This is a genomic window from Alistipes sp. AF14-19 (assembly GCF_003461645.1).
Taxonomy (GTDB): Bacteria; Bacteroidota; Bacteroidia; order Bacteroidales; family Rikenellaceae; genus Alistipes; species Alistipes shahii.
In genome coordinates this window covers 195520-213824 of record NZ_QTXM01000002.1, presented here as the reverse complement: position 1 = coordinate 213824, position 18305 = coordinate 195520, and the positions used below count along the sequence as shown (strand labels likewise).

11 protein-coding genes and 1 pseudogene are annotated in these 18305 nt (G+C 47.6%); 10 read left to right on the top strand and 2 right to left on the bottom strand.

Annotation, left to right across the window (positions count from 1 at the left end; genetic code table 11):
* Positions 1-16: 16 nt before the first annotated feature.
* Positions 17-2020, top strand: a pseudogene (mobC, locus tag DWW03_RS03105) (conjugal transfer protein MobC).
* A 38-nt stretch (positions 2021-2058) separates the two neighbouring features.
* On the opposite strand, the gene DWW03_RS03100 reads toward mobC, so the two are convergent.
* Positions 2059-4497, bottom strand: a complete 2439-nt coding sequence (locus DWW03_RS03100; protein WP_161988222.1) for an SIR2 family protein — start codon at positions 4495-4497, stop codon at positions 2059-2061.
* Positions 4498-4683: 186 nt separating this feature from the next.
* On the opposite strand from DWW03_RS03100, the gene DWW03_RS03095 reads away from it, so the two are divergent.
* The 9 genes from DWW03_RS03095 (at position 4684) to DWW03_RS03055 (ending at position 17150) form a co-directional block, all read left to right on the top strand.
* Positions 4684-4914: a hypothetical protein gene (locus tag DWW03_RS03095; protein WP_138265192.1), complete on the top strand. Its 231-nt coding sequence runs from the start codon at positions 4684-4686 to the stop codon at positions 4912-4914.
* A 12-nt stretch (positions 4915-4926) separates the two neighbouring features.
* Positions 4927-5949: a DUF4099 domain-containing protein gene (locus DWW03_RS03090; RefSeq protein WP_310592076.1), complete on the top strand. Its 1023-nt coding sequence runs from the start codon at positions 4927-4929 to the stop codon at positions 5947-5949.
* Positions 5950-5954: 5 nt separating this feature from the next.
* Complete coding sequence (locus DWW03_RS03085; protein ID WP_118406285.1) at positions 5955-6395, top strand: DUF1896 family protein; 441 nt, start codon at positions 5955-5957, stop codon at positions 6393-6395.
* Positions 6382-6558 (top strand): hypothetical protein, encoded by a 177-nt coding sequence (locus DWW03_RS16520; RefSeq protein WP_162852215.1) that lies wholly within the window; start codon positions 6382-6384, stop codon positions 6556-6558. The genes DWW03_RS03085 and DWW03_RS16520 overlap by 14 nt, the downstream gene beginning before the upstream one ends.
* 27 nt (positions 6559-6585) lie before the next feature.
* Positions 6586-9165, top strand: coding sequence for an N-6 DNA methylase (locus tag DWW03_RS03080; RefSeq protein ID WP_259301970.1), 2580 nt, complete (start codon positions 6586-6588; stop codon positions 9163-9165).
* A gap of 552 nt (positions 9166-9717) precedes the next feature.
* Positions 9718-11520: a reverse transcriptase domain-containing protein gene (locus DWW03_RS03070; protein WP_008646012.1), complete on the top strand. Its 1803-nt coding sequence runs from the start codon at positions 9718-9720 to the stop codon at positions 11518-11520.
* Positions 11521-11620: 100 nt separating this feature from the next.
* Positions 11621-14311, top strand: coding sequence for a helicase-related protein (locus DWW03_RS03065; protein WP_345784306.1), 2691 nt, complete (start codon positions 11621-11623; stop codon positions 14309-14311).
* A 134-nt stretch (positions 14312-14445) separates the two neighbouring features.
* The gene (locus DWW03_RS03060) at positions 14446-16074 is read left to right on the top strand and encodes an ATP-dependent nuclease (RefSeq protein ID WP_118406284.1); all 1629 of its coding nucleotides are present in this window, start codon (positions 14446-14448) and stop codon (positions 16072-16074) included.
* Entirely contained in the window at positions 16071-17150 is a 1080-nt protein-coding gene (locus tag DWW03_RS03055; protein ID WP_118406283.1) for a UvrD-helicase domain-containing protein, read from the top strand. The genes DWW03_RS03060 and DWW03_RS03055 overlap by 4 nt, the downstream gene beginning before the upstream one ends.
* Before the next feature lie 161 nt (positions 17151-17311).
* Here DWW03_RS03055 and DWW03_RS03050 read toward each other — a convergent pair whose 3' ends face one another.
* Positions 17312-17659, bottom strand: a complete 348-nt coding sequence (locus DWW03_RS03050) for a hypothetical protein (protein ID WP_118406282.1) — start codon at positions 17657-17659, stop codon at positions 17312-17314.
* Between the last annotated feature and the right edge of the window lie 646 nt (positions 17660-18305).

Below are 18305 nucleotides of genomic sequence, written 5' to 3'. Positions count from 1 at the left end.
TCGATACGTTACGATCATGCAAGAAGAAGACGATCTGCGCGGCTTGGCCAAAGTCGCGGATTTCATGCGGGCGATCAGCTTTCTGTTTCTCGCCATTCACATTTACTGGTTCTGTTACGAGTGGTTTGCGCAGACGGGATGAACGATTTCCGTCGCAGACCGCATCCTGCAAAATTTCCAGCGGACGGCTGCCTTGTTCTCATCGCCGCTCTGCACCAAACTCTTCTGCACGGTATTTCTCGCATTGTCGTGCATGGGAAACCGTGGCGTGAAGGACGAGAAAATATCGTGGAAGCATATCGCCGTGGCAGGCGGCATCGGCATACTGCTATTCTACGGAAACGGCTGGCTGCTCGGGATGAATGTCGCTACGACCCTGCGGGCGGCGCTTTATACGGCAACGCTGCTGGCGGGATTCCTCGGAATGCTGGCGGCCGGGCTATGGAGCAGCCGTTTGCTAAAAAACCGTATGACGGATGATCCGTTCAATGCCGAAAACGAGAGTTTCATGCAGGAGACACGCCTGCTGAAAAACGACGATTCGTTCAACTTCCCGACCGAGTTCGTCTTCCGGAGACGCAGGCACAGCGGATGGATCAACGTCGTGAATCCCTTCCGGGCGAGTATCGTTTTAGGAACGCCCGGCTCGGGAAAATCCTATGCCCTCATCAACAACTACATCAAGCAGGCCATCGAAAAGGGATATGCGCTCTACGTCTACGACTTCAAGTTCGACGACCTGTCGGTTATCGCCTATAACCATTTGCGCAAGAACCTCAAGGCTTACGGAGCGACGACGCCGAAATTCTATGTCATAAATTTCGACGACCCGCGCCGTTCGCACCGATGCAATCCGCTCGCGCCGAATCTCATGTCCGACATCACCGACGCATACGAGGCCAGCTATGTCATCATGCTCAATCTCAACCGCTCGTGGATACAGAAGCAGGGAGATTTTTTCGTCGAATCGCCGATCGTGCTACTCGCGGCAATCATCTGGTTCCTGAAGATTTACGACGGAGGAAAATACTGTACCTTTCCCCATGCCATCGAATTGCTGAACAAACCCTACGAGGAGTTGTTCACCGTATTGATGGCTCACGAGGAGTTGGAGAACTATCTTTCGCCCTTCGTGGATGCATGGAAAGGTGGAGCCGCAGAGCAGTTGATGGGACAGATCGCCTCTGCGAAGATTCCCCTCTCGCGCATGATCTCCCCGCAGCTCTACTGGGTCATGTCGGGAGACGATTTTACACTCGACATCAACAACCCCGAGGAACCGAAGATTCTTTGCGTGGGAAACAATCCCGACAGGCAGAACATATACGGTGCGGCGCTCGGATTGTATAATTCGCGCATCGTCAAGCTGATAAACCGCAAGAAGCAGCTCAAAAGCTGCGTGGTGATCGACGAGCTGCCGACGATCTATTTTCGGGGGCTGGATAACCTGATCGCAACGGCGCGTTCCAACAAGGTCGCCGTATGTCTGGGGTTTCAGGATTTCAGCCAGCTAAAGCGCGACTACGGAGACAAGGAAGCCGCCGTGATTCAGAATACCGTAGGCAATATCTTCAGCGGACAGGTCGTAGGAGAAACGGCCCGGACACTCTCCGAACGATTCGGAAAGATCGTGCAGAAGCGACAATCCGTAAGCATCAACCGCAGCGATACCTCGACGTCGATAAATACCCAGCTCGACAGTCTTATTCCTGCGTCGAAAATCTCGACGCTCTCGCAGGGCGTGTTTGTCGGAGCCGTGAGCGACAACTTCGGAGAGGAGATCGAGCAGAAGATTTTCCATGCCCGGATCGTCGTGGACAACGACGCCGTGAAACAAGAAATGGCGGAGTACAAACCCATACCCACAATATCGTCGTTCCTCGACGCCAGCGGGCGAAACATCATGCAGGAAAAGATCAAGGAGAATTACCGCCGCATCAAGCAGGATGCACTCGACATTATCGAAGCCGAGATGAAACGCATAGAGAAGGATGAAAAATTGGCGGAGAAATTATTGTAAAATAAAGGGAGACTGAAAAATTCAGTCTCCCTTCTCGATTAATTTTCATTTATAAGAAGTTCTTCTAATTGTTTTCTTGTTTCTTCGACCATGTCTTTTTTTGAAGCTCCCGGCAATGCAAGATATTTCTCTACGGCATCTAACATTTCGTGACAAGCTATAAAAAAATCATAGCGTTCATGGAATGAAAAATCTTTGTGATATATAGAATAAAAAGTAGAATAATGTCTTGCTACACGGAAACTATAATGTTTGTATTGATTTCCCTTTTGCGATGCCATGAGCATTCTATGAGCGCGTTTAAAAACTTCAATTGGCTCAATTACATTTTTCTTTTCGTTTGCATCTTCCAAAAGATAGCGGGCAAAATGATTATCTATTTGGAAGGTATCAAAATTTGTATTTTTTGCATATGAGTATGCATTGTCAAAACATCTTGCTGCATCAGAATACTCACCATCAGCTAAACGAGCAATAGCAAACTGTAACCAAAATAAAGGATTCTCTCTATTATATTCTAAATATGCGACTTTTTCATAAATATTAAAAATAGCTCTATTAAGTCCTCTCTGATCAGAATCCTTTTTTAATATTCTATTTAGATTCTGATATAACATAATTTCTTTCAGATATTTACGAATTCGTTTATGAGAACGTTTTTCATGTAATCGTTCATAAATTTGAATTAAAGGAGTATCAATATCTGAATAATTCAAAAGATTTTTCAATATATAATTTGAGAGTACAGAAGATTTGAAAACTATTTCTTCTGTATCAAAATCAATAAATTCTCTTAAAAATTTATTTTTCCTAAAAGATATGTTATTTAATGAATCTAATCCTAAATCATCTACAATATCTACCAATCTTAATCTGAAATCTAAAACAGCTCCAATTAGTAAGTATAATAATGCTTGATAATAATCACTTCTGTGTTTGATCGCTGTTACGATCTCATTATAGCGATTTCCTAAATCATCTGATTTAACTAACTGAATTATAAATTGGCTTAGATGACGTTTGCATCGTGTTTTAATAAATTGTATCTTCTCATCGACTGTAAAGTGGGAGCGTTTTTGCCATAATCCATTCTTTTCGACCACTTGAATTAATGACTCAACTTCCTTGTCAGTCAACTCATTAAGATCTATTTCAAAAGGATCATCAAGCATTATGTCACGCAAAAATAGATGTGCTGTTTCATGGGCAGGAGTCCTTTCTGACAATACTAATGAAATGTGATTATGCTTATAACGTCCAATTTTTTTCAGCAGATTGACTGTATCTGCATAATTTTCAATAATTATAACAGTTGGATCATCTGTTTGATTACAAATGTAATCTAATTCATCAATTGCAGATAGTGCGTCTCTTTCAAGATAAAATACTTTTTTACCTTTCTCTAATAAACATATAGATAATGCTTTCAAAAATAGCGTTTTACCATTTCCTAAATCAGAGAGGACAACTATAAAAGGACATCCTGATTGTATTTTTTGTAGAACTACCTCTAATTTATCTCGGAAAACAAAATAAGGAAATGAATCTGCATTTTTTATTGAATATGCAAGCAAATTTTCATCGACATTTCCTTTGACTAACAAATCAATAAAGCTAATGCGTTTACGTTCAGGCTTTTGATTAGTTATTCGAGGAGTAACAAAATGATGAAATGTATATGGTATATCCACATTTATAATAGGTACATTCTGCAATTCTCTCACGAATCCTTCTGTCCCCAATTTAAGAGGTGTACCTAAATCTTCTAATTGCATCAAATCAATATCATTTTCATCGGGGCCAACGATAAAAAATGTCTTTTCTTTGATATTTTTTGTTCGATCCAATAAATGAATAAGGTCAGTATCAGATTGAAGAGAACAACCTACAAAAAATATTGCATCACATAACAATAAATCATCTTCAAATATCTCCCACCAACCTGTATTTTTGATGTAATCTTTATTATAACTCTTATATGTCAATTTGAAAGAATTATCAATTGTTGCTCTTGATAATTGACTAATTACTCCATTTAAATGAACACAAACTGATGAAGTGCGGTATTGTTCACTCTCGTCGGAAAGAGTGACTGATGACAATAGTTTATTGTTTTCGAGGTAAGCTCGTTCTAAAATTTCATCATAGTTTAGCGTATAACATCGTCGCCAAGGAAAATTTCCGAGTTCTTTTTGAGTCGGAGAAATTTCCTTGATTATAAATTCCCGTTGGAGAAAGGCTATGATTTTATCTTCTCCATACTGTCGAATATACCATTGTGACGCTCGACGTAAATCGTCATCTTGATTTTCTTTAGGAACATCACATTCGTTGTATAGTTCATGTGCAATATATTTTGCAATACGAAATGCAGATTTATCTTGCTTGTAATTTTTTGCACCAAGAGAAAATCCTGCACCTGTAAGTAATAAACATTTACCATATTGAATTTTTTGTATGGCTTCTTCAAATTTCATGGCAATATTAAATTTATGCATAAAAATACATTAATTCAATGTAATATCAAAATTATACTTGCCATTTCCCGCCATCTCGCGCCTCTTCCCGCCAGAAGGGGCGCATTTGGTGTTATGAACTGGAAAAAGGTCTTATCTTTCCGCCGGATTTTCACCATTCAATTTACTCATTTAATTATCTGCATTATGGCAAGAGAACAGGAAAAGCTATCGAAGGACGTGCTGGCCGTCCTCGACAAAAAGACGAACGATCTGCGTCTGGTCAGCGAGATGAACGAGCAGACGGGAGAGTTCAACACCGTGAGCACGGCTCCGGGCGATCGGCGCAGAGCCCTTTCGTTCGACAGCCGAACGGTTTTGGGAACCTTTTTCGAGAACCTTCGCAACCAATACGGACGCCCGTCCGACCTGGGCTGAAGTTTCTTTCGGATCGGTACCGAAAAACTCGACCGTATCCTCGACTCCATCATCCAAGTCCGCGAAGGCAAGGATCAGGACGGCTCTCTGGCCAAAGAGATCTCCGACTACGAACTCAACAACGAGGGGCGTATCGCCAAGTTCGCCGACCGCTATAAGTTCGAGGAGCGGGAACTTCCGTGGGATCAGATTCAGGCGTTGGGCCTGAACAAGGAGATCCTGTTGGACAATCAGAGCATGGGCGACATCCTCAAAGGACGTATTCCCAACAAACTGGTGCCGCTCAAACATAAGATGGACGGCCGCTGGGTCGATCTGGGACTCGGCACGATTTCGCCGATCCGCGACGATGCGGGCAATGTCCAACTCCGTATCTTCACACGTCTGGACGAGCCGCAGTACAAAATATCGCCGTATAAGGAGCTCTTCACGGACAAGGAAATCGAGCGTCTCGAAACCGACGGACATCTGGGTTCCACCAAGAAAATGAAAGATTTTACCTCGGGGCGCGAGTGCGAGTGTTATGTCAGCGTCCATGAGGCGACGAACCGTCTGACGACGCTTCCGGTCGATGCGCTGACGCTCCCCACCCGAATCTACGGCAAAGAGATCGGCGACGACATCAAGGCGCTGCGCTCCGGCAAGGAGATCTTCGTCGAAGACATCCACCTCAAGGACGGTCGGGTCATCTCAGGTCATGCACGCGTGGACGCCAACCGCGGAGACGTGGTGTTCCGCAACGACAATAATCCGCATCTGCGCATCCACGATACGGTTTTCGGAGTCAAGGTAAGTGCAGACATCCAGGCGAAGCTGGCCAACCACGAGGTCGTCTTCATTCCCGGTATGAAAGTCGGCAGCAAGACGATCAGCACCGACCTTCGTTACAGCGACACGGGCCGGCCCCTGTTCGGCAACAACGCCCGCAATTACCGTTCGCGTCTGGGCGAGGAGAATCCGCGTCCGCGCCAGCGTGTCCGCCGGCGTCTTCCGTCGCTTCCCGGCGCACAACCCAAAGGCATGAAAATCGGTTAGCCATTATGAAACGACATGTAGAAGAGAAAGAGTTGCCGTACTTCGCGGCAACTCTTACCGCTTATTTGCGCGAAAGCCATCCCGAACTGCTCTCCGACAAACACTTCATCGCCGAGCGGAGCGACCATGCGGCCCAAACCTATGAACGTGCCGTTCGCAACGGCAACAGCGTCTACGAGGCTCTGGAACTCTCGAACGCCGTTCTGTACCAAGACCTGCGTTTTTCGAAATACGATGCGATCTTCGAGGTCGTGTCAGAATGGTTCCCGGAGGTCGCAGCCCGGCAGCGCACCGCTTTCTGCCTGAAACTGCTTCCCGTCTGCGAAGAGGCATTCGAGATGTACGACCTGACCGACGACTTCGAGAGCAGCCCGTCCTATAAAAATCTTCTATTGGAACTTACCGGACTCATCCAAACTCACATCGAACTGCATGGCATACAATAAAAGGAAACATCTGGAGGCGAACATCGCCGCCCTGCGTATCGCTTTCGCTCCATCGACGGTACTTACCCCGCAGCAGCGTGAAGCCCTGGCTGCGTACAGCGGCTTCGGAGCGTTGAAATGCGTCTTGCAGCCGGCCGCTGCGGACGACGACCTCGCGCAGTGAAAGACCGACCGGGAACTCTTCCCACAGGTGAGGGAACTGCACGAACTGCTGCGCCATTATGCCGGCAGCGAACAGCGGTATAAAGACTTCGTGCAGAGCATGCGCAATTCTACGCTGACGGCATTCTACACACCGCCGGCCATCGTGCGTGCACTCGCCGAGGCGCTCCGGGATGCCGGCGTCGTTCCCCGGCGGTTGCTCGACCCCAGCGCCGGGGCCGGGATTTTCCCTTCGTCGTTCCGGGAGACCGCCGACGGCGAAGTCGAAATCCTCTCTTTCGAGAAAGACCTGCTGACCGGACAAGTGCTCTCTGCACTGGCCCGGGAACGAGAGCAGGTTGTCATCGACGGTTTCCAAACCATCGAATCGGCCTATGACAGTTATTTCGACGTGGTAACGTCCAATATTCCCTTCGGTGATACCCGGATTTTCGACGCATCCTTTCGGAAGAGCGACGACCCGGTTCGAGGACAAGCGCTCAAGGCCGTTCACAACTATTTCTTCATCAAGGGACTGGATACGCTCCGCGAGGGCGGCATTCTGGCGTTCGTCACCTCGGCGGGCGTCATGGACGCTCCCGGCAACGAACCCGTCCGCCGCTATCTGATGGAGCATGCGCGGCTGGTTTCGGCCGTGCGGCTACCGAACAATCTCTTTACGGAGTATGCCGGCACGGAAGTGGCCAGTGATCTTGTCGTCCTACAGAAACAGAGCGAAAAGCGGAAACTTACCCCCGACGAGCAACGCTTCGTCAATTCGTCCGAGATCGGCAACGGAATTTACCTGAACGACTACCACCGGGATTTCAAGCACGCGATCCATACGACGTTTTCGCATGAAAAAGGTCTCTATGGACAATCCGCTCTCGTACTGCACTACGACGGAGGCCCGGAACGGATCGCAGAGCGGCTGCGCGGAATCCTCGCAAATGATTTCGCAGCCCGCCTCGACACCGAACGATATACGCAATATCTTCGTCCGCTCCATATTCCGCAGGCGCAAACCGTGCCGCCGATCGCCCGGAGGCAAAATCGGGTCGCGGCTCCGCAGCCCATGCTGACACCGGAGCAGGCATCCGTTGCACCGACTCCGGAAGTACCGGCTCCGGCCGCATCGCTTTTCGGCAGCGCTGCCGCCGTTCCGATCGCCCGCCGTCCGCTGGGACAGCGGCGGGCCGGGCGCAGAACGGATACGACCAGCATATCCGATCTCTTCACGCAGGGGAATCTGTTCGCACAACCGGCGGAGGCAGCGGATGCCCCGGCGGCAGTCGCTACGCCGGCTTCGGAGAATAAAGATCCGCGGCCCTTTACCGGCACGATGCTTCCGCATTACAAAGAGTGGTCGTTGGTTCTGTTCGAAGGACAGGTCGGACGTCTGGTCGGCCTGACACGACAGGGCTGCACGTTCCATCCCGAAGAGCTGGGAACCTTGTCCCGATACCGGGCCGAACGCTATATCCCGTTGCGGGATACCTACCAGCTGCTCTACCGGCTCGAAATGCAGAACGAGATCGAATACAAGGGGCTACGGCGCAAACTCAACGGATGTTACGAGAACTTCACGGCTCTGTTGGGCGATCTGAACAAGAAGGAGAATGCCGCCTTCATCCTGAACGATCCCGGCGGGCGGGAGGTGCTGGGGCTCGAACGCTTCGTCGAAGGCCGAAAACAGCTCTCCGACATCTTCCGACGCCCCGTATCGTTCGATCCTTACGAGCTCAAGCACGTCGATACGGCGGCCGAAGCGCTGGCCGCCTCGCTCAACAAGTTCGGACGGGTGGAGTTTCCCTATATGGAGTCGCTCGCATCGCGTTCCCGGCAAGAGCTGACCGACGAGCTGGGCGCTCGCATTTTCTACAATCCGATGGTCAAGGGGTATGAAATCCGCGAACGGCTCGCGGCAGGGAATGTCGTCGCCAAAGCCGAATGGATCGAAGATTACCTCAAAGAGAATCCCGACGACGATGCCAGCCGCCGCTCGCTCGCGCTGCTTCGTGAGGCCGCACCCAAACGCATCGAGTTCGAGGAGCTGGATTTCAACCTCGGCGAGCGATGGATACCGACCGATATTTACGAAGGCTTCTGCGAGCATTTCTTTCAGGTGCCCGTATCGGTAAGCTATTCGGCGAAGATGGATGCCTTCGGCATCGAGAACCACGGGTACAGCCCACTGATCTCCCAGAAATACGTCGTCAAAGGAGACTTCGAGGTCTACGACGGTATGGATCTGCTGCATCATGCCATGCTCAACACGCTGCCCAACATCAACAAGGACGGCGGCAAGGACGAACACGGCAAGACCATCCGGATTCCCGACTTCGAGGCCCGGCAGAAGGCCGACACGCTCATCACCGAAATCCGGCAGGCGTTCGTCGAATGGCTGCATGCGCAGCCCGACGATTTCAAGGAGCGGCTGACCGATCTCTACAACCGCAAATTCAACTGTTATGTCCGTCCACGCTACGACGGCAGCCACCAGCAGTTTCCGGGGCTCGACCTGCGGGGGCTGGGCATCGACGACTTGTATCCCAGCCAGAAGGATGCGATCTGGATGATCAAGCAGAACGGCGGCGGGATCTGCGACCACGAGGTGCTGCGCCCATAAGGGCATATAGTAAATGTAGGCTTAGCAACCTACCCGGCAAGGGTTTTCAACGCCGGTCATTAGCCAACTTATCCACTTAGCCGAAAGGCGGTGGGGAGTGTCGCATGTTGGAAACGGCATAAGTCAGCTAACTATCATGCTGCTACTGAATGTCTAAATGAAATGATAGATATGAGGATGAAGACTATACTGTTTGAACGACAGTCCGAGTTGTTAGTTGGTAAACCCCGACGGAAGATAGTTACAAACGTCGGGCTGCAATACTTCTACTTTCCTACCTCAAGTACGAGAGCCGAAAACCGATTGCAGAACAGCCGCAATAAGCGGAAAAGGACGAAAATCGCATCCGACAATCTATTGAGCTATGTTACTATATGTCTAAATGGGGATTGTCTAAGTAGGAATGCCGAAAGGCTATGGGGTTTGCCCCCTGAATATCCTATATGACAACAGAGTCTCCGTAGTAGTCCGAGCAAGGGAAAGCCTTGTACATGGCGAAGGGAGACAGTGAGTTATTATTTAATATGTTTAACGAATGATGTGTGAGACATTATGAGAGATTCAGCAAATGTATTAAACAGTCTGGCTGGGCACAGCCAAGACCCTAATTACAAGTTTGAACGGCTTTACCGACTGCTGTTCAATGAAAATCTGTACGCACTTGCCTATCAAAAGTTGTCGCAGAATGCGGGCAACTATACGAAAGGCACAGACGGGCAGACCATAGACGGAATGAGCATAAAGCACATTCACTCTATCATTGGACAGTTGAAAGACGAAAGTTACCGTCCGTGCCCTGCACGGAGAATTTACATTCCAAAAAAGAATGGCAAGCAACGTCCTTTAGGCATACCAGCCTTTAAGGACAAACTTGTACAGGAAGTTGTAAGGATGATTCTTGAATCCATCTACGAAGGTCATTTTGAAGACTGCTCGCATGGATTCAGACCACACCGTGGCTGTCATACGGCTATGGCTTCCTTACAAAAGGGAGGTACGGGAGCACGTTGGTTCATCGAGGGAGACATCAAGGGTTTCTTTGACAACATCAACCATGATGTTTTAATCGGAATCCTTGCTGAAAGAATCAATGACGAGCGTTTCCTGCGACTGATACGTAAATTCCTCAAAGCAGGCTACATGGAACAATGGGAGTACAAAAATTCCTATATCGGAACACCGCAGGGAGGCATAATAAGTCCGATTTTGGCGAATATTTATCTTGACAAACTCGATAAATTTATGCGGAACTACATAAACGTCTTCAATAAAGGTAAAGCACGTGTACGCAACCCCGAATATAAAAGGGTTGCAAATCGTAAGGACAAACGTGTAAAGAAACTGAAGAATGAAACAGACGAGCAGAAGAAAGAAGCATTGCGCAGGGAGATAGCCATTCTCCACCGTGAGATGCAACAACTTCCTGCAACTCTTGACATGGACGAAAACTTCAAACGCATGAGGTATGTACGCTATGCCGATGATTTTCTGATTTGCGTAATCGGAAGTAAAGAGGACTGTGTAAAAGCAAAGGGGGACATTAAGACCTTTCTGCAAGATACGTTGAAACTCGAACTTTCGGATGAAAAGACGTTAATCACCAACTCACACGACGCAGCCAAATTTCTCGGCTTTGATGTTACAGTCCGCAGTACGGACAAGACGAGAAAGGATTTCAGAGGAATCCCCATACGCTCACTTGACCATAAAGTGGTTCTTCTCCTGCCTTATGAGGTTATGAGAAAGAAACTGCTTGACTATAATGCGATGCGCATAATAATCAAGAATGGCAAGGAAGCATGGGAATCGACCTCACGCCCGTATCTCCGTAGTAATGATGACCTTGAAATACTCAACCGATACAATTCGGAAATTCGGGGAATCTATAACTACTACTGTATTGCAAACAATGTCAACATTCTCAATAGTTTCTATTACTACATGAAAGAGAGTATGTATAAAACATTATCATCCAAGTATGAATCAACCGTAAGGAAAATAATCCGTAAATATTGCCGGAATAAAGTCTTTACAGTAAGGTATGAAAACAACAAGGGCGAAATGTTGGAACGTACTATTTATCATGGAGGGTTCAAGCAGAGAAAAGACGCGCGTATTGACAATGCGCATATCATGCCCAGTTATCGCGGGACTGAAAGTACCAGCCTTATGGCTCGGTTGAAAGCCCGTGAATGTGAATATTGCGGAGCGGAGGACAACCTTAGAATGGTGCATGTCCGCAAGCTAAAAGACCTGAAAGGCAAACAGGAGTGGGAACGCTTCATGATTGCCAGACAGAGAAAAACAATAGCAGTATGTGAAAATTGTTATCGTAAGATTCATGAAAAGAAATAGACTGAAAATAACCATGGAGAGCCGTATACATGGAGACGTGTACGTACGGTTCGGTGGCGAGCGTTTAGAAACCTACCGTCCGAAAGGACGGCAAGGCGCTTTGCGCTTAGCCTGTGGTACGGGCAAGACGCTCATCATGTGCGTCGCAGCGTATGAGATGCATCGTTTGGGACTGGCCCGCAAGCCGATGATCATCGGTATCAAGGCCAACATCCACGAGATCGCCCGAACCTTCCGCACGGCCTATCCCAATGCCCGTCTGCTCTATCCCGGCAAGGAGGACTTCACGCCGGAGAACCGCCTGCGGATCTTCAGCGACATCAAGAACAACAACTGGGACTGCATCATCCTTACGCACGAACAGTTCGGCAAGATACCCCAGTCGGCCGAGGTGCAGCAGCAGATTCTCCGGCAGGAGATGGACGACATAGATGAAAATCTGGCGTCCTACGAAAAGCAGGGCGGACATGTGGACGGCTGGATTCTGCGCGGTCTGGAGAAGCGCAAAGAGAATCTGGATGCCAAGCTCCACGAGTTGCAGGAGACAATCGACGCGCAAAAGGACGATACGGTGGATTTTCAGCAGATGGGAATAGACCATCTGTTCGTCGATGAATCGCACAACTTCAAGAATCTGATGTTCAACACCCGCCACAGCCGTGTGTCGGGACTGGGAAATACCGACGGCAGTAAGAAGGCCATGAATTTGCTATACGCCATCCGCACCATTCAGCAGCGCACGGGGCGCGATCTCGGAGCGACGTTCCTTTCGGGAACGACCATCGCCAACTCCCTGACGGAGCTGTATCTGCTCTTCAAATATCTGCGTCCCAAAGAGCTGGAGCGGCAGGACATTCCCTGCTTCGATGCGTGGGCCGCGGTATTCGCGCAGAAAACATCGGAGTTCGAGTTTTCGGTGACCAACGAAGTGATCTCCAAAGAGCGTTTCCGCTATTTCATCAAGGTTCCGGAGCTGGCCATGTTCTACAACGAGATTACCGACTACCGCACGGCCGCAGACGTGGGAATCGACCGTCCCGAGCTGGACGAGGAGCTATGCCAGATACCTATGACCGACGATCAGCAGGCATTTTTGGACAAGCTGGTGCTCTTCGCCAAGACGGGAGATCCCGAACATATCGGACGCGCCGACCTGAGCGACGGGGAGGTCAAAGCCCTGATGCTGTTGGTGACGATGTACTCCAACAAGCTCTCGCTCGACATGCGGCTGATAAGTCCCGCGTATGCGGATTCACCGGGCAACAAGGCCAGCCGCAGTGCCGCCAACATCGCTGAATACTATCGGCGATACGAAGATCAGAAAGGCACGCAGATGGTTTTCTGCGACCTCTCGACCTATAAGCCCGGCATCTGGAACGTCTATTCGGAGATCAAACGCAAACTGGTCGAAGACCACGGTATTCCGGCGCAGGAGATCCGCTTCGTACAGGAAGCCGCGAGCGACAAGGTGCGGCAGGCGATGTTCGATGCCATGAACGAAGGGAAAATCCGGGTGCTCTTCGGCTCGACGCAGAAACTCGGAACGGGAGTCAACGCCCAGAAACGAATCGTCTGCATGCACCACCTCGACATTCCGTGGCGGCCGATGGATCTGGAACAGCGCAACGGCCGCGGCGCACGGAAAGGCAACATAGTCGCCAAGGAGTATGCCGGCAATAAGGTCAAAGCCTATGTCTATGCCGTTCTGCGCACGCTCGATGCCTACAAATTGAATCTGCTGCACAACAAACAGCAGTTCATCGACCAGCTCAAACGTAACCGATTAGGTGCGCGGCGGTTGGACGAGGGGGCCATCAGCGAGGATTCGGGGATGAACTTCGCGGAGTGGATGGCCGTGGTGTCGGGAAATACCGACCTGCTGCAAAAAGCCAAGCTCGAAGGCCGGATCGCGGCGCTGGAGAGCGAGCAGACGATCTTCATGCGCACCCGGCACGAGGCGCAGAGCCAACTGCAACGCTACACGGCGGAGATCGGGCGACGGGATGCGATGCTCGAACGTCTGAAACGCGACTGGGACTATATCAACGAGGTGGCGCCGCCGGACGCCAAAGGCAAGCGGGCCAATCCCCTGCGGATCGACGGCGTGGAATCCGCGGATATTGTCGCCCATGGCAAGCGCCTCGTGGAGATCGACCGCACCGTAAATACCGGTGACGATTACCAGAAAATCGGCACGCTGTTCGATTTCCGCATTCTCGTCCGCACCGAGCGAATGCAGAAAGACGGGCTGGCGCTCACGGTCAATAAATTCATGGTCGAAGGGTTGGACGGCATCAAGTACACGTTCAACAACGGGCATCTGGCTGCGGAGCCGAAAACCGCGGCGACGAACTTTATCCGGGCGCTCGACACGATACCGTCACTAATGGCGACCTACGAGAAAGAGAAAAAGCAATTCACCCGCGATATTCCGACCTTCGAGCAACAGATCGCAGCCGTATGGCCCAAAGAGGAGGAGTTGAAGCGGCTCAAGGCCGAGGCAGAGTCGCTGACTCGGAAGATTCAGCTCGACATCGCACAGAAGCAGCAGGAGATGCAGGCGAAAACAGCAGATAACGGCAATGGGCTGAAGATCGAAAACGCGGAGGTGGTGGACGAGGTCGTCAAACCGTCGAAGGCAGAGCCGCTTTCTACGGCATCCGAGAGCCAAGAAGAACCGCCGGAAGAACGGGAGCACGTCGTGTCTCCGCCCGAATCGGACTTTATTCGCAATCATATTCTTCTCGTGCGGCCCGCGACGAACATGAAGGCCAAAGGGCCGAAAATATAAATCAATATCCCGGCTTTGCCGGGATATTGATTACAAAAGCTCACACTAAATTCATTTCGATTTGCAAAGGTTGAATATTTCAATTATCTTAATTGCATCAAATGCGATTTTAATGAATTTCCTAATTATGTAATATGTACATAAAATCAGTACACATTGAAAACTACAAAAGTTACAAAGGTTGTTTCGATATATCGTTGAACGACGGTATAAATATTCTTGTCGGCAATAATGAAGCAGGAAAATCTACGCTTATAGAAGCAATACATCTGGCCCTAACCGGAATACTTAATGGCCGGTATCTTAAAAATGAGCTATCACAATATCTGTTTAACAATGATATTGTTAATGAGTATCTGGACAATCTTAAAAATGGTCGCCCTGCATCTCTGCCGCATATTCTTATAGAGTTGTATATCGGGGGCGATGACTGTCCTCTGTTTTGTGGAAACGCGAATAGCCACAGAGAGGATGACTGCGGACTGTCATACAAGATAACCTTTGACGAACGTTATAGGGATGTTTACGAAGAACTCATCAAACAGGATGTCAAAACGTTACCCATTGAATATTACGATGTCGTTTGGACGTCATTTGCACGGGACGGCTCGATAACAAGTCGCAATATTCCGTTGAAGTCGGCTCTGATAGACTCGTCCAATACTCGCTATCAGAATGGGTCGGATGTTTATATATCCCGTATCGTCAAAGAGTGTCTGGAACCGAAAGAGATCGTGGATATTACTCAGGCGTACAGAAAAATGCAGGAGGTGTTCATGGGGGAAGAATCTATCGGAAATATCAACACTCGATTAAAAGGGGCCAGCAGAATCTCGAATAAAGACGTGGAATTATCCGTCGATTTGTCCTCGAAAAACGCATGGGAAAATTGTCTGATGACCTATCTGGATAAAATCCCGTTTAATTATATCGGTAAAGGCGAGCAATGTATCGTCAAAACCAAATTGGCTTTAGCCCATAAAAAAGCGAAAGAGGCGAGTATAATTTTAATGGAAGAACCGGAAAATCATCTGTCTTATTCCAAACTGAACGAATTGATAGCTGCCATAAAGGAGCATTGCAAAGAGAAACAGATTATCATTTCGACACACAGCAGCTTCGTTGCGAACAAATTAGGTCTGAAATCTTTGATTCTGTTGCATGATCGAAAGACATTGCGGCTGCATGATTTGTCGCCAAGCACGATTGATTATTTCGAGAAATTATCGGGGTACGATACACTGCGACTTTTGCTCTGCCAAAAGGCAATATTGGTAGAAGGTGATTCCGACGAATTGGTCGTGCAAAAAGCCTACTTGAAGAAATACGGAAAACTACCAATAGAAGATGGCGTGGACGTAATAGCTGTCGGCAATCTGTCGTTTTTACGATTCTTGGAAATTGCCAAATACCTTACGATTCAGGTGACGGTAGTTACAGACAATGACGGGAACATTGATGCTTTGAATGAGAAATACAAGGAATACAAGGATTTACCCAATATTTGCATCTGTTTCGATGACACGATAGATGCCGGGGATTTGCGTATTGGCGATAAGCCGTTCAACTACAATACGATGGAGCCTAAAATTGTAAAGGCGAACTCATTGGATAAAATGAATATCATAATGGGCACTGCATATGAAAATATTGATGATTTGCACAAATACATGAAAGCACATAAGACGGATTGTGCTTTGGCTATTTTCAATACAACCGAAGAGTTGGTATTTCCTGAATACATAAATAAAGCTATTCTGTGAACAACAAAGTCATTATAGCAGCTGCGGGTTCCGGCAAAACGACGCATCTTATAGAAACGGCACTCCTATTGCGGAATGCCACTATACTTATCACTACATTTACAGACGAAAATGAGAAGGAAATACGAACCCGTTTTTTTGAAAGAAACGGATGCATACCATCCAATGTCGTCATTCAAACATGGTTCTCATTTCTGTTACAACATGGGGTCAGGCCCTATCAAGGATATTTATATGACAAGAATATCGTCGGGTTATCTTTAGTAAACAGCCAATCCGCTTTGCGTAGTCAAGAAACGAATGTCGAACGTCATTATCTTACTGGGGATAAAAAAATATATTCCGACAAAATCGCCAAGTTCGCCTGCCGCTGCGACGAACGCTCCAATGGAGCGGTAATATCCCGATTATCCAAAATATATACTCATATTTTCATTGATGAGGTGCAAGATCTTGCCGGATATGATTTGGAATTTTTAGATAAGTTATTTCTTTCTCCACTGGAAATTCTATTAGTAGGAGATCCTCGTCAAAGAACTTTCTCAACAAATAGTTCTGCTAAACACAAACAATTCAGACGGTCTAATATATTGGATTATTTCAAAAGTCGCAAAATGAAATTTAACCTCGATATTGATTCACAATCTTTGAATGTAAACCATCGGTGTGTATCTGAAATCTGTGATTTTTCAAATAAACTATATCCTGATATGATTGCAACAACGTCTGATAATACATCTGAAATAGAGCATAAAGGGGTATATTTTCTTCGGCAAACAGATGTGGAAGAATATTTACAGAAATACAGTCCTATTCAGTTACGACAGAGTAAAAGTACCGATACCCATCCTGCATACCCGACATTGAATTTCGGGGTATCCAAAGGTTTGTCATTCGATAGAGTTCTCATATATCCAACAAAGCCTATTTTAGATTGGATTATCAGAGGAATAGAATTGAAACCGACAAGTAAGTGCAAGTTATATGTCGCTATAACGCGGGCACGATATAGTGTCGCCATTTTATATGATTATAACGACAATGTAAATATATGTGGAATAACAAAATATAAATGATAAATCATGGTTGCATTAGACAAAAAGAAGCTGTCTATGAATGCATTAGACAACTTCTCTTTATTCGAATTTCCATTATTCGAGGCCTTTTCTTGAATATGCAATTCTTAATGAGGTAGAAATCTGTTAGACAGTATTTTGAATAAATACTTCAGAATAGATTATTCTCGCTTAATTATAATTGCGGTATCCGGCACCGCTTGTTCCATTGTCTGATAAAAGATACGCTTACTCTCCTGCATGTCTTTCAGATTGATGAAATCCAGTACATTGTAGTATTGCTTGCCATCCTGATCCTCAACGGGACAGAGTTTCCCGCGACGTTTGTATTTCTCGACGAAATCCGGATCGAGTCGGATGAGCTCGCAGACTTCCTCCTGCGTCATCGAAAGAGAAATACGGCGCTCCCGGCAGACATGCTGCAATACGAGGAGCATGTTCGAGGCTTTCATGTGGCTGCGAACGAGCAGAGCGAATTTGCTTCGCTCGATAAGAATCATCTTTTTCATGACTTCTTTACTTTATTAGTTGATGTGGTGTTGGGTTCATTCCGGAGGGCTTCGAGAACGCGCGATCTGCTGTAATAGATTTTGCCGCCGTGCTTGACATAAGGGATCGTACCGTCGCTCCGACGACGGGAAAGGGTACGGTCGGACATCTGGGTAAGCATGCGGACTGCCGGAGTGTCGATCAGGTCATCGGGTAAAGGTCGAGAATTGTTTTGGATCAGTAGTTCGAGACGATTGAATCGTCGCAATACCAGACGTAACAAACGCAGAGTCGGATTACCTTTTAATGGCTTCATTACAGTGATCGTTGGTTAGACGATGCAATGATAGGAAACATCCCGATAGCAATAATTTAGTTAAAACAGGCAACTAAATAATCAACCCGCTCGGAGCACAAAAAAGCATATCCAAGTTGGATATGCTTAAATAGTACTTAATGCTTTTCTATTCGTTAATTTGCTTATGTATAATATTTTAACTATCTTTGTCGTGAGTTCTTGGATTTATTGTATAAGGGTGCAACAGAATGTAAGACTTCCGTCACCAATTCGTAACCCTTCCTCTTTTCAATAAAAATACCGTCCTGATTTACAGAACGGTATCTCAAAAACAGTCAGCCCCAAGGAACGGGGATGTCTTCCACGGG

What these genes read in the sequence shown, in the direction of transcription:
- DWW03_RS03100 (WP_161988222.1), bottom strand. Translation starts at nt 4,497, where the DNA reads ATGAAATTTGAAGAAGCCATACAAAAAATTCAATATGGTAAATGTTTA.
- DWW03_RS03095 (WP_138265192.1), top strand. Translation starts at nt 4,684, where the DNA reads ATGGCAAGAGAACAGGAAAAGCTATCGAAGGACGTGCTGGCCGTCCTC.
- DWW03_RS03085 (WP_118406285.1), top strand. Translation starts at nt 5,955, where the DNA reads ATGAAACGACATGTAGAAGAGAAAGAGTTGCCGTACTTCGCGGCAACT.
- DWW03_RS16520 (WP_162852215.1), top strand. Translation starts at nt 6,382, where the DNA reads ATGGCATACAATAAAAGGAAACATCTGGAGGCGAACATCGCCGCCCTG.
- DWW03_RS03070 (WP_008646012.1), top strand. Translation starts at nt 9,718, where the DNA reads ATGAGAGATTCAGCAAATGTATTAAACAGTCTGGCTGGGCACAGCCAA.
- DWW03_RS03060 (WP_118406284.1), top strand. Translation starts at nt 14,446, where the DNA reads ATGTACATAAAATCAGTACACATTGAAAACTACAAAAGTTACAAAGGT.
- DWW03_RS03050 (WP_118406282.1), bottom strand. Translation starts at nt 17,659, where the DNA reads ATGAAAAAGATGATTCTTATCGAGCGAAGCAAATTCGCTCTGCTCGTT.